The sequence below is a fragment of the Desulfitobacterium chlororespirans DSM 11544 genome (genome assembly GCF_900143285.1).
GTDB lineage: Bacteria > Bacillota > Desulfitobacteriia > Desulfitobacteriales > Desulfitobacteriaceae > Desulfitobacterium > Desulfitobacterium chlororespirans.
Window position 1 is genome coordinate 435,109 of the sequence record NZ_FRDN01000006.1, and the last position, 11,988, is coordinate 447,096.

Below are 11,988 nucleotides of genomic sequence, written 5' to 3' on the forward strand. Positions count from 1 at the left end.
GACCGTAGCCACCGCCGTGCTGAAAACAGCCAGGAGCAGCAAGGTCGGAACGGCGATCCCCAGGGAATAGCGCGCGCCGTACAGCAGCCGGGACAAAACGCAGCGGCCCATCTCGTCCGTGCCCAAAGGATACTGGGCGCTCGCCGGGGCGTAGGTATGGGCAATGTCGATGGTTCCCGGATCATGGGGAGCCAGGACAGGGGCCAGCAGGGCCAGGAGCAGCATGCAGAAGATTATGATCAGTCCGGTGACGGCCTGGGGATTGTATCTTATCTCTCTAATCATGGCAGGCCTCCCCGGATGACCGCAGCGTGGGTTGGATGGCCAGATTGATCAGCTCCGCGGCGAAATTCAGCAGCACGAAAAAAGTGGCAAAAATCAGGACGCAGGCGTTGATTCCGGGCAGGTCCCGCCCGATAATGGCCTGAACAAGATAGGAGCCGATGCCGGGCCAGGAAAAGACTGCCTCCACCATGGCGCTTCCCGCCAGTGTATAGCCGAAGCTCTGAAAGAACAGGGTGACCATGGGCGGCAGGGCAGACTTAAGGGCCAGCGCCGTGATCTTGCGCTCCGGCAGGCCGCAGGCCCGGGCATAGGTGATGAAATCGGCCTGATAGCTGCGGATCAGGTTGGAGCGGAAGACGCGGATAAAGGAGCAGGCCATCGGTATGGCCAGGGCCAGGGCGGGCAGAATCAGGCTGCGCAGGTTGCCGTACTCCACCACCTTAAAGAGGGGGAGCGAAACGGCAAAAAGCGCCAGGAGCATAAACCCCAGCCAAAAGTTGGGCAGGGAGAGCCCGACAATCGTCCCGATCCGGGCCGCCTGGTCAAACAGCCCGTTTTTTCTTACCGCCGAGGCAATGCTGACCGGCAGGGTAATCAGAAGGGTAAACGCCATGGACAGCAGGACCAGGGGAAAAGTCGCCGTTAATTTGCCCGCCACCTCGGTCAGCACCGGCCTGCCGGTCAGCAGGGAGGTCCCGAAATCCCCGCCCAGGGCCTGGGTGAGCCAGGAAAAATATTGGACCCAAAGGGGTTTGTCCAGGCCCATTTCCTGCCTGAGCTGGGCGATCTGCTCCGCCGTCGGCCGGGATAGGGTCCGCTGGGCCAGGGCTTCCGCCGGATCGACGGGGGAAATATGAGAAAAAACAAAGGAGAGCAGGCTGACGCCGAGCAAAATCAGGAGCAGGGAGATCAGTTTGTTTCTGATTAATGTGAATGTAGTCAAGGGGAGACCCTCATCCTTTCCGCCGTTGCGCAATCTTTCTTACATACTCAGCGGGCGGGTTCGGCTTTCAGCTTCCAGCCCACTGCTTTTTGGCGCACGCCGATAAAGTCGGCATAGATGCCCCGCTGCCGGACCAGTTCATCGTGGGTGCCCCGCTGGACGATGCGGCCGGCATCGACTACCAGGATCTGATCGGCGTTTTTGACCGTTTTCAGGCGGTGGGCGATCATGATAATGGTTTTATTGCGGGTCAGGGCGTCGATGGCCGCCTGCAGCTTGCTCTCGTTCTCCGGGTCCACATTGGCCGTGGCCTCGTCCAGAATCACGATGGGCGCATCCTTGAGCAGAGCGCGGGCAATGGAAAGACGCTGCTTTTCACCTCCGGAGATGGTGGCTCCGCCTTCGCCGATCACTGTGTCGTAGCCCTTGGGAAGGGCTGTGATAAATTCATGGCAGCAGGCTTTTTGAGCTGCCGCCACCACCTCCTCCATGGTAGCGTCGGGCTTGCCGAATTTGATGTTGTTGGCGATGGTGTCATTGAAGAGATAGACATGCTGGAAGACCATGCTGATGTTGGTCAGCAGACTGTCCAGCTTATAGTCCCGCACGTCTTTGCCGCCCAAGGCAACAGCGCCCTCATCAACGTCCCAGAAACGGGCGATCAGATGGCACAAGGTGGTTTTGCCTCCGCCTGAGGGGCCGACCAGGGCGGTGGTTGTGCCTTGGGGAATGGTAAAACTGACCTTATCGATGATTTTGCGGTCCCCGTAGGAAAAGCTGACATTTTGTAAAGCAATATCCTGACTTGATGGCTGCTGCTCCTGGCCGCCCACGTCCATGACGGGGGTCTGGTGGATTTCCAGCACCCGGTCGATGGAAACGTCGATCAGCCGGATAAAGGAGGACATGAGCCCCGCGACTTCCAGCTCGGTAAAGATAAAGAAACCGCACACGATCATCAGCAGGCACATAAACAGCTCCATGGAGCCATTTAAATACAGGAGAATGGAAACAATGACCACGGCCACGCTGGTCAGCCGCAGCACGATCTGCTGGAGGGCCACGTAGGGGATAAAGCCGATTTCCATCCGGTAGTTGTATTTCTCCACTTCGGCGATGGTTTGGTCGATGGTTTTATTGGCCTGCTTATCCAGGTGAAAAGCCTTGACCACGCTCATGCCCTGGATGTATTCCAGCACGGCCTCCACCAGCCTGGCCTGAGCCGCCTGGCGTTTGGGCGAGAGCAGGCGGGACTTGCGGTGCAGCAGGGCATTGATCCCGAGAAAGAGCAGCGTTCCGGCCACCACGATCAGGCCGATGCGCCAGTCGAAAAACAGCAGGAAAACAGCCATGATCGCGGTGCGGATCAGCCCGTGGATAGTCCGTACCATGGCGGGGGGCCCGATCTTTTCGATCTCCTCCATGGTGGTGGTGACCGCGGCGGTGATATGGCCGAGGCTGTGGCTGTTGAAATAGCCCATGGGCATATATTTGAGGCGGTCGCCGATGCCGATGCGTTTTTCCTCGCACATCAGATAGCTGCCCGTAATCTCGCTCTGGTGGGAAATGTGGCGGGTAATGATGGTCCCCAGCAGGCTGAACAACAGGATACCCAGCGCCGTCCAGGCCGTGCCGGCGGTCATGTTTCCTTCCAGCATGGCCCGCAAAACCACGGCAACGGCCAGCAGCTGGAACGCTTCAAAAATAGAGTGCAGAACGGCAAAAGCGATCCCTTTCTGCCATTTGCGTTTGTGCTCGCCGGCAAAGGTGAAAAATTTCTTGAATACGCCAAACATAGTACCCCTCCTTACATTGCGTCTTTAGCATCCAGGTGCGCCTGCCACATGCCGCGGTAGAGTTCACAGCCGGCCAGCAGCTCCTCGTGCCGGCCCTCGGCCACAATCCGTCCCTGGGACACCACGACGATTTTGTCGGAGTCCGTAATGGTGGAAAGGCGATGGGCGATGACGATCAGCGTCTTTCCGGCCACCAGTTTGGCCACGGCTTCCTGGATCACGGCCTCGTTTTCCGGGTCGGTATAAGAAGTGGCTTCGTCCAGAATGACCACAGGGGCGTTTTTCAGCATGGCGCGGGCAATGGCGATGCGTTGGCGCTCGCCGCCGGAAAGATGCCCGCCCGCGCCGCCGGCAACGGTGTCGTAACCGCGCTCCAGCTTGAGAATAAATTCATGGCAGCCGGAAGCTCTGGCCGCTTCTTCCACCTCGGCGTCGGTGGCGTTGGGCTTGCCCATCCGGATATTGTCCCGCACGGTTTGGTCAAAGAGGTAATTGTCCTGGGCTACATAAGCGATGTGGTCCATCAGCTGCTCCAGCGGGATATCCCGGATATCCGTGCCGCCCAGGGCAATCGTACCGCCGCCCACGTCCCACAGGGAGGCGATCAGCTTGGCAATGGTGGATTTGCCGCTGCCGGAGGGGCCGACCAGAGCGGTCACGCTGCCCGCGGCGATTTCCAGGTTCACGTTCCGAAGCACCTGCTCATCCTTATAAGCGAAGGAAACATCCTTTAACTCGATGTCCGAACCGTTCAGCTGCCGCTTTTCCGTTGGTCTTTCCAAATCAGGCGTATCGAGAACTATTCCGATGTCGCTTACAATGGTGCCGATCTTGGCGATATCGTCGGTGAAGAACATGGCGGCGACCAAGGGCCCGATAATGCCGAGAGAGAGGATCATGACTGTAATAAAGGTCGGGGCGTCCAGAGTTCCGTTCAGGTAGAAAATACAGCCCACGGGCAGCACGCCCACCAGCACGGCCGGCCAGACGCTCTGGGCCACGGCGGAATAGCCCTGGGTGGCGCGCATCCACTCCAGCACCAGCCCCGTGTTTTGTTTGACCGCATCCGTAAACTTGGCGTAAGAAGCGGCCGACTGGTTGAAAGCCTTGATCACTTCGATGCCGTTGATGTATTCCACCGTGGTGGCGCTCATATGCTTGCCGGCGTTGGTGACGGCGGCATATTTGACGGCGTAGTCCTTCATCATGGCCATATAAGCGAAAAGCCCGATGGGCAGGGTGATCAGCGAGACCAGGGCCATGCGCCAGTCCAGGCTGAACAGATAGACAATGATGCCCAGGGGCACCAGCAGGTTGGCCGTCATCTCCGGCAGCACGTGGGCCAGGGGTGATTCAATGCTGTCCGTCCGCTCCACAATGGTGGTCTTGAGCTTGCCCGACGGGGTATCCAGCAGGTAGCCCATGGGCACCCGGGTCAGCTTGGAGGTCAGGCGGAAGCGCACCTCGGAGATCACGGCAAAGGTGGCCCGGTGGGAAAAGGTGGTGGAGACGTTCATGCAGACAGACTTGAAGATAAAGCCCGCCGCGGCGACGGCACACCAGCTCAGGTAAAAACCCGGTTCCCTTCCGCCGCCGATCAGCTCGATAATCATCTGGGCCACGGCAAAGTAGGGCACCAGCCCCGCCGCTACACCGATCACCGCCAGGATGACCGAGGCGAGGTATTTGCCCTTGTGGGGACCGGCGAATTCCGCCAGCCGGGCCAGCGGGCTGGGCGCTTGGGTGTGTTCCATAACGATATCCTCCTCTTAAGTTAGATTGAACTAACTTTAATGTATTTTTTTGAGGTCCCTGAGGACCTCGCTTGTTCGCGGCGCATAGCCGGAGGCGTTTAAGGTTTTAAGATGGTTTCCCAACCGCCCCGGAAAAAGCGTCTGAGACGGCTAACATGGCTGTAGGCCGCTTCCTTGGTCATATCATGGGTCACAACCTCGAAGATGCCCGAGAAAAATGCGCTGGAGAGGATGTGCAGGAATTCGGGGGTGGCCCGGCCTGCGGTCAGCGCGTCATTGCCGGTGGACTGGATATATTGCAGGGTATAGGCCACGTCGATTTCCACAATATCATGGATAAAATCCGCGAACGTGGTTCCCTCCGCACAGTTGACCAGCAGCTTGAACTCGTCGAAATGGGTGTAGATATAATCGACGAAGAAGATGTATTTATCATCGGAATAGGCAAAGGCGTCGCTTTTTTGCTGGTCTGCGGGGAATTGGGCGAATACCTCCTGCTCGGCGTGAAACCATTCCTTCAAGCCATTGACGGCAGGCAGAACCAGAGCCTTGAACAAACCTTCCTTATCCGTGAACCGGGTATAGATGGAGCCGGTGCTGGTATCGGCGTTTTGAGCAATGGTGCGCAGGGAAGCGTCTTTGAAGCCTTTATCCAGGAATTCCAGTCTGGCGCAGGCCAGGACTTTTTCATAGACCCCTTCGATTTGTCTGGCCATCCGGGCACTCCTTTCGGCAGTATATTCATAACAGTGTTTCAAAACACTGTTATGAATATAGCACAAGCCAAAGCCATTGTCAATAAGCTTACATCGTTTTACTAGGGGATGCTATGTCTTTTTTTGTATGGAGTAATATGGTATTGTAGATTTAATCTTACTACATCATATAAACAAACAGGAATTGAGAATGGGGTTATTTATATGACAGGAAGAGAATAATGGATACGAACAGAGTGAAAAGAATAGAAAAAATATAGACTCCCCATTGGTGATAGCGAGCATCACCAAGCTTTTTACAACAGCTTGTATCTTGATTTTACAAGAGCAGGGAGAAATATCCCTTGACAATAAGGTGACAAAGTTTTTTGGACATTCCATGTTAAGCGGCCTTCATGTATATAAAAGTCAGGAATATTCCTATGAACTTACCCTATATGATTTGTTGTTTCAAACAAGCGGCCTGCCGGACGCATATGAAGAAACCCGGAACAGTATTAAAAAACGTGTAATTTATGAGGATGCCTATATTTCTTTCGATGACATGATCGAAATAGCAAAAAGCCTGGAGCCGCATTTTGCACCGCGCACAAAGAAAAGGGCGCATTACGCCGATATACTGTGGGTGTATTTTTATGTGAGGAGGTGCGCTCGTGTTTAATGCTGGAAACAGAATCGTGAATAATTGGATATACTCTATTCCGGAAGGCTTTGTGCTAATTGATACAGGATATGAAAACGGATTTGCAAACCTGAAAAAACGTTTGGATTTATTAAAGATAGATATAAAAGATATACACTATATTTTTTTAACCCATGGGCATGATGACCATGCAGGTTTTTTGAATGAGTTTTTATCGGAATTGCCTGATGTACAAGTGATTATGAGCCATAGAGCGCTGGAAGCATTATATCGCGGGCAAAACGCTTTTACTGGGGGATGCACAAGCCGGCTTGCGCTTTTCTTCTGTCATTTGATGAAACTCTTTGGAAAAGGAGCACACCGGTTTCCGCCGTTAAACCCCAAATTTGAACGGAGATGCGTGCTTGTATCTGACGATAACCGTAAAGAGATAGAAGCTAAACTAGGTGGGATAATTGTGGATACGCCGGGACATACTGCTGATTCCATTGCTCTTTTGCTGAATGACGGCGCTTTATTTTGCGGTGATGCGTCAATGAATGGATTGCCAAGTATGAATAGAATTACAATTTGGGCAGAGGACAAAGATCTGCTTTTTCAATCCTGGCAAACAATCATTGCACTTAAGCCCACCAAGATTTATCCGGGTCATGGTAAACCGTTTGATTATAGTGAGTTGGAGCAGAACAAATGCAATGTTCGCAAAATGAAGCTATACCCTTTGAGCAGCGCAGAATAAGCACTCATGAAACAGCTTGACTTTGACGTCGTGTCGTACTGTATGCTTAGAATAAGAAGGAGCGAAAACCATGACACTACAGCCTATATCCAAAGTTTCCAAAGCGTATAGTGTATCCACTCGCACGCTCCGCTACTATGAGCAATTGGGACTTTTGCAGAGCAGCAAATTGCCGGGTTATGCCTACCGCGCCTATGACGAGGAGGCCCTTTCCCGCCTGCGGCAGATTCTTGTGCTGCGCAAACTGCGGATTCCCCTGAAACAGATTGGTGCAATTTTGGAGACGCGGGATGCCAGGCTTGCCATGGAGGTGTTTGAGCAGAGTATCGCCGGCCTGCAAAGCGAAAAGCAGGCACTGGAAACTATTGAAGGTATTTTGCGCAGCTTTGTCAGAGAGCTTGAAAAGCTGCTGCCCGCGCCACTATCTCCCCATGTTTTTGAGCAGGAACATGTCATGGAATTGGTACAGGCTCTTTCTGTTAAAACCCTTTCCCAAAAGGAGGAAACGAGTATGGAAGAACTGAACCGAGCCAGTGAAATACTGGAACAACTCAAAGACATTCGCATCCTATACCTGCCCCCGATGACGGTAGCATCTTGTCAGAGCACCGGTGACAATCAGGAGGAAGTGGTGGGTGCGGCCATCAGCACATTCATTAAAGAGAGCGGGCTTGGGGAGTTCAAACCGGATTTTCGCCGCATCGGGTTTAATAACCCGGCCAGCGAACAGCCGGGCGGTTCCCTGGGATATGAAGCATGGGTGTCTATCCCCGGCGATATGGAGGTGCCCGCGCCCCTTGTCAAAAAGCAGTTCTTGGGTGGGCTGTATGCTGCACATATGATTGCCTTTGGAGAGTTTCAGGAGTGGGGACGGCTGTGGCAATGGGTGATGGACAATGAGCAGTATGAGGTGGACTTTTCGCCCCGGACAGACCCGGCCGATCCGAGGGCCGATCCTTCTCTGGAAGAACAGCTCAATGCCATCCATCATCTTGAGGATACATCGCCTTTCGGCACACAGCTTGATCTGCTGGTGCCCATCAAACCCAAGCAGAGCTAGGAGAGCGAAAATGGTGGAATTTCAGTCACAGATAGGCAAGGATGGCCGTCTGACAGTAATGGAAGTACCGTTTGACGCGAAAGAAATTTTTCAAATGCCAAAGGGCACGATTTTTGTATGCGGAGCCATCAATGGAATACCCTATCGGGGGAAGCTGCTGTCAAGAGGAAATGGCAAGCAGGTACTGACCATAGACAAGACCTTGCAAAAGGCGTTGGGCTATGCCGGTCAAGATTTGCCTGTTACCGTTGCTATGACCTGTGAGAATCAGGCAGAGATGGCTGGTGAAGAAAAGGAAGCGACGCCCTGGCTTCGTTCCGATAGGGAAGCGATCACTGCCATAGCGGGACGAACAAGTGTCAGAAAATATGCGGATAAAACAGTAGAACCGCAAAAGCTGGAGGTGATTCTCCATGCCGGGCTAAGTGCACCTTCGGCAAAGAACAAGCGTCCATTTCACTTCGTTGTGGTTGAGGATAAAACGGTCCTTGGTGCATGGGCAGCAGGCAACTCAAACGCAAAAATGCTCAGTCATGCTCCTTGTTGCATTGTTGTATGCGGTGATGGCAATCTTGAAGGAACTCGTGATTTTTTGGTGGGGGGCTGCGCTGCAGCCGCGCAGAACATGCTGATTGCCATTCACGCTCTTGGGCTTGGCGGCGTGTGGTGCGGTGTGCTTCGCGGGAAGGAGTGGAGCAGGCAAGTTGCTGCCGATCTGTGTCTGCCTGTAAAGGTAGAACCGCTCACTGTCATTGCGTTGGGCTATCCCGCAGAACAGGAGAAAGCACCTGTCCCGTGGGATACGAAGTCCAATATTCATTATGAACGTTGGTAGGTTTTTACGAAGCTGCCGGCAAAATCTGCCGGCAGCTTCGCTGTTCAAGCCTGTTGCGGATCGAACAGGTCGCTTGTCGTGGTATCAATCACCTTGATGCCACAGACGCCTGTAAAAGTATCCGCAGCCGAAGCTACCCCTCATCGACCAGGTCGTACTCTTTGCGCAGGACCACATCCAATACCGGATAATCGGTCAAACTGAACAGCGCATGAGCGATATCATAGAGATCCTGTTCAGCCGCGTCAAAGCGTACATGACCCAAGGTCTTTTTTCTGATGATGGGAGCCCCGGACGGGGAGAGCCCCGTCTGAAAGGAAACCACTAGGGCTGCCTTTAAAGGTAGTGAGATTACTGCCAAATTTCACATCTCCTTTCCAGTATAATGGGACGGTTTATTCCGCCCCTATAGCCTATGCCCTTAAGGAGACAGGGGTGACAAGTTTATCCTCCCCATTCGCAGGTGGAGTAGGTTTGAACTCCCTTCATATTGGTGCCGGCCACAGGGGGCCAGTCTTTGAGCCTCTCCACCATATATGAGGCCAGTTGACCGGCATCCTGGCTGCATTTTTCTTTGGTCCGGGGATCAAGCCTGGCCAGCTGACCCAGGGCGGTGAGCAGCTCCTGGAAGGCGTCGGCGATGGTTTGGCAGCAGGCGGTGCATTTTTCTTCATAGTTCGTGATGTGGGAGGGAGCAGGAGCGGGGGCGGTTATGGGAGTGCTTTCCCGACGGGGACTGACGGTTCTGGTGATATATTTGATTTGGATATCTCCCTGGGTCTGGGGCGGAAGCTGGGACTGAGGCTGGGTCTGAGACTCAGCCTCAGCTTCAGCCACGGCTCCGGTCTCAGCCTGAGGGCGCTCTTTGGCTGGAGGGGGTGTCTTCTGCTCTTTGACGGCTTGATTTAATTGCCGGGTAGTCATAGTGCCAAGATCGTTCCGGGTGACGAATTCTTCCCGCTCTTCTTCGGGGAGACCAAGGAGCAGGACCGCTTGGGTATAGGTCAAATTTCCAAGCGCTTGGAAATTTGAATCGTCATCGGAAGGGTTGAGGAGCAGATATCCGTACTCTTCATATAGGCTCATCAGGTTTGCCGCCGTGCTCTTGGAATAACTGACCGATTCTTTAAGCCATTTCATCCATTCTCCATGGTTAAGCAATTCCTTGGCTTCTTTCAAACGGCGGCCCACTTCGATGGCATTTTTCAGCAGCATTCGTCTGGATTCCTGGTTAATGGCGTTGATTTCCGCCGCGATGACCAGGGGAGTGCGTTTATCGGTTAGAGGAACGTTCATTTTTATTGGCACGTCCTTTCATTTGTGAATCTACTTATAGGGTATGTAGACGTGCTGAGGATGGTGAAGACAAGACGGCATCATGGGCCAACCGGATGAAAATATTAACGTGCTTAATAGATCACTCCCCTGCCGGTTAGTGTGTTTTAAATACACTAACCGGCAGGGGAGTGGTCAAATTTAAGTACATTGACCGCCTGTCGGCGTTCTGTCTCTCTTCTTAGCGGTGTTTTATATTGAACTTTTATGCACTCGCTCTTTATCCCAGGGGTTCTTTTGTGGAAGGGGCTTCAGCCACCTGGCTGAGCTCCGGTCCGGCTTCGGGAGGCTGCTCGGCAGGGGAAATTTCTAGGATTTTTGAAGAGGGCTCTTCTATGATAGCTGCTTCGATAGGCTGATTGTCGGCTGAGGAAAGGATGTTCTCATCCTTTGCGACGGAAGCATCTTGTAGGGGGGCGGTGCTTTCTCCTTCAATGACAGGGAGCAAAGGGGCGCTGTTATCAACGGTATCTTTGCCTTTATTTTTGGCTTTTCCTTTGGCGGAGTGCTTGGTTTTGTCCTTGTCTTTTTTACTGAAGATTTTACCAAAGGCCTGACCTGTCCCGGAGGCCAGGTTGGAAGTGGAGCGGAGGACGGATTTAAAGGTATCATTGATTCCTTTATCGGCGATCATAAGGCTGGTTTCGCAGCCTTTTTGAGCCACGATAACATCCTGGCCGATGGTGACCACATAGTCGGCTTCGAGAATGGCCTTGCCACTGAAGAACCCCTCGATCTTCCCGCCGGAAATCTCCATCTGGGTGATTTTGCCCGTATCCGGGTCCACATAATACTCTTCCACTACGCCAAGGGTTTTGCCGCTCTGGGTAATGACCCGGGTGCCGATGATGGTCAGCTTTTCCTTGATCAGGCTCAAAATCTCGGGCAGGCTGGCGGACTTTTCTACATAGGCTCCTTTGTCAATCGTAATGGCATCCGCACCGACGCTGACGACCTTAGCATAAGGAATGATACGCTGGTCTCTGAAAAAGCCCTTGGGATCGATGACCAGGGCGGCCAGAGCTTTGGCCTGAGCGTCGATGACCAGGCTTTTCACATAGCCAATATGCTGTCCTTCGCTTAGGGAGACGATCGGTAGGGATAAAAATTCTTTACTTGGTTTCAATCGTAATACCCCCTTATTTCTTGTGCAAGTACACATAAATCTGCTATCATCAATGTATTCACGGGATGTCTGCAATATGCTTAGAGGAGTGGAGTTTCATGAAGCTTATCGTCGGTTTGGGCAATCCAGGGGGACAATATGCGGAGACCCGGCATAATGCCGGATTTCTCCTGCTGGATTGCTTAGCTGAAGAATTAAAACTGGATTTTCGCCCCAAGTTCCAGGGCTTAATGGCAGAGACGATGATGGAAGGAGAGAAGGTCTATCTGCTCAAGCCTCAGACCTTTATGAATTTAAGCGGCCGCTCCATCCGGGAGCTGGCCCAATTCTATAAGATTGCCCCGGAGGATATTATGGTGGTCTACGATGATATGGATCTGCCCGTCGGCCGCCTGCGCCTGCGAAGCTCGGGAAGCGCCGGCGGGCATAATGGGATTAAGTCCACCATTGCCGAACTGGGAACGGAGGAGTTCTGGAGGCTTAAGGTAGGCATCGGCAGACCAACCGCCGGCTGGGATTCTGCCCGCTACGTTCTGGCCTCCTTTGCCAAGGAGGAGATCCCCGTTCTGGAGGAGATCCTGGACAAGGGGATGAAGGCGGTCACCCTGTGGGCCAAAGGAGACGGGGATAAAGCCATGAATTTGTATAATAGGTAACCCGTAAGAGAATTTGGTATAATATTTTCCCGATTTGCTTATTGATTTAAAACCGGTAAAAGTAAAAGCTCGTGTCAGAGAACTGGCAGTTCTTTAACAC

12 protein-coding genes and 1 pseudogene are annotated in these 11,988 nt (G+C 53.2%); 5 read left to right on the forward strand and 8 right to left on the reverse strand.

Annotated elements, in window-relative coordinates:
- Nucleotides 1–204 precede the first annotated feature (204 nt).
- From BUA14_RS28500 to BUA14_RS10430, 5 genes and pseudogenes are all read right to left on the reverse strand, one after another.
- Nucleotides 205–285, reverse strand: a pseudogene (locus tag BUA14_RS28500) (hypothetical protein); the annotation flags it as partial.
- The gene (locus tag BUA14_RS10415; protein ID WP_207649543.1) at nucleotides 278–1,228 is read right to left on the reverse strand and encodes an ABC transporter permease; all 951 of its coding nucleotides are present in this window, start codon (nucleotides 1,226–1,228) and stop codon (nucleotides 278–280) included. The gene BUA14_RS10415 and the pseudogene BUA14_RS28500, both read right to left, overlap by 8 nt.
- Nucleotides 1,229–1,275: 47 nt before the next feature.
- Nucleotides 1,276–3,024 carry an ABC transporter ATP-binding protein gene (locus BUA14_RS10420; RefSeq protein WP_072772542.1) on the reverse strand — a complete coding sequence of 583 codons (1,749 nt, stop codon included), beginning with the start codon at nucleotides 3,022–3,024 and terminating at the stop codon, nucleotides 1,276–1,278.
- An 11-nt stretch (nucleotides 3,025–3,035) separates the two neighbouring features.
- Nucleotides 3,036–4,778, reverse strand: a complete 1,743-nt coding sequence (locus BUA14_RS10425) for an ABC transporter ATP-binding protein (protein WP_072772543.1) — start codon at nucleotides 4,776–4,778, stop codon at nucleotides 3,036–3,038.
- Nucleotides 4,779–4,876: 98 nt separating this feature from the next.
- Nucleotides 4,877–5,494: a TetR/AcrR family transcriptional regulator gene (locus BUA14_RS10430; protein WP_072772544.1), complete on the reverse strand. Its 618-nt coding sequence runs from the start codon at nucleotides 5,492–5,494 to the stop codon at nucleotides 4,877–4,879.
- 271 nt (nucleotides 5,495–5,765) lie between these two features.
- Between BUA14_RS10430 and BUA14_RS28975 the strand changes: the two genes are divergently transcribed.
- The 4 genes from BUA14_RS28975 to BUA14_RS10450 all read left to right on the forward strand — a co-directional run bounded on the left by BUA14_RS28975 (nucleotide 5,766) and on the right by BUA14_RS10450 (nucleotide 8,771).
- Nucleotides 5,766–6,155 carry a serine hydrolase gene (locus BUA14_RS28975; protein ID WP_207649544.1) on the forward strand — a complete coding sequence of 130 codons (390 nt, stop codon included), beginning with the start codon at nucleotides 5,766–5,768 and terminating at the stop codon, nucleotides 6,153–6,155.
- Complete coding sequence (locus BUA14_RS10440; protein ID WP_072772546.1) at nucleotides 6,148–6,876, forward strand: MBL fold metallo-hydrolase; 729 nt, start codon at nucleotides 6,148–6,150, stop codon at nucleotides 6,874–6,876. Before BUA14_RS28975 ends, BUA14_RS10440 begins: the two co-directional genes overlap by 8 nt.
- A gap of 70 nt (nucleotides 6,877–6,946) precedes the next feature.
- Nucleotides 6,947–7,936, forward strand: coding sequence for a MerR family transcriptional regulator (locus BUA14_RS10445; RefSeq protein WP_072772547.1), 990 nt, complete (start codon nucleotides 6,947–6,949; stop codon nucleotides 7,934–7,936).
- A gap of 10 nt (nucleotides 7,937–7,946) precedes the next feature.
- Nucleotides 7,947–8,771 carry a nitroreductase family protein gene (locus BUA14_RS10450; protein WP_072772548.1) on the forward strand — a complete coding sequence of 275 codons (825 nt, stop codon included), beginning with the start codon at nucleotides 7,947–7,949 and terminating at the stop codon, nucleotides 8,769–8,771.
- Between the two features lie 133 nt (nucleotides 8,772–8,904).
- Here the strand turns inward: BUA14_RS10450 and BUA14_RS10455 are convergent, their stop codons facing one another.
- The 3 genes from BUA14_RS10455 to BUA14_RS10465 all read right to left on the reverse strand — a co-directional run bounded on the left by BUA14_RS10455 (nucleotide 8,905) and on the right by BUA14_RS10465 (nucleotide 11,232).
- Nucleotides 8,905–9,132, reverse strand: a complete 228-nt coding sequence (locus tag BUA14_RS10455; protein WP_072772549.1) for a DUF1659 domain-containing protein — start codon at nucleotides 9,130–9,132, stop codon at nucleotides 8,905–8,907.
- A gap of 83 nt (nucleotides 9,133–9,215) precedes the next feature.
- Nucleotides 9,216–10,067, reverse strand: a complete 852-nt coding sequence (locus tag BUA14_RS10460; RefSeq protein ID WP_072772550.1) for a DUF3102 domain-containing protein — start codon at nucleotides 10,065–10,067, stop codon at nucleotides 9,216–9,218.
- Between the two features lie 259 nt (nucleotides 10,068–10,326).
- The gene (locus tag BUA14_RS10465) at nucleotides 10,327–11,232 is read right to left on the reverse strand and encodes a PRC-barrel domain-containing protein (RefSeq protein ID WP_072772551.1); all 906 of its coding nucleotides are present in this window, start codon (nucleotides 11,230–11,232) and stop codon (nucleotides 10,327–10,329) included.
- A 98-nt stretch (nucleotides 11,233–11,330) separates the two neighbouring features.
- On the opposite strand from BUA14_RS10465, the gene pth reads away from it, so the two are divergent.
- Complete coding sequence (pth, locus tag BUA14_RS10470; RefSeq protein ID WP_072772552.1) at nucleotides 11,331–11,888, forward strand: aminoacyl-tRNA hydrolase; 558 nt, start codon at nucleotides 11,331–11,333, stop codon at nucleotides 11,886–11,888.
- The last annotated feature ends 100 nt before the right edge of the window (nucleotides 11,889–11,988 follow it).

Excerpts from the sequence above, each read along its gene's own strand:
- BUA14_RS10450 (WP_072772548.1), top strand. The coding sequence starts at position 7,947 with ATGGTGGAATTTCAGTCACAGATAGGCAAGGATGGCCGTCTGACAGTA.
- BUA14_RS10425 (WP_072772543.1), bottom strand. The coding sequence starts at position 4,778 with ATGGAACACACCCAAGCGCCCAGCCCGCTGGCCCGGCTGGCGGAATTC.
- BUA14_RS10420 (WP_072772542.1), bottom strand. The coding sequence starts at position 3,024 with ATGTTTGGCGTATTCAAGAAATTTTTCACCTTTGCCGGCGAGCACAAA.
- BUA14_RS10430 (WP_072772544.1), bottom strand. The coding sequence starts at position 5,494 with ATGGCCAGACAAATCGAAGGGGTCTATGAAAAAGTCCTGGCCTGCGCC.
- BUA14_RS10445 (WP_072772547.1), top strand. The coding sequence starts at position 6,947 with ATGACACTACAGCCTATATCCAAAGTTTCCAAAGCGTATAGTGTATCC.
- BUA14_RS10460 (WP_072772550.1), bottom strand. The coding sequence starts at position 10,067 with ATGAACGTTCCTCTAACCGATAAACGCACTCCCCTGGTCATCGCGGCG.
- pth (WP_072772552.1), top strand. The coding sequence starts at position 11,331 with ATGAAGCTTATCGTCGGTTTGGGCAATCCAGGGGGACAATATGCGGAG.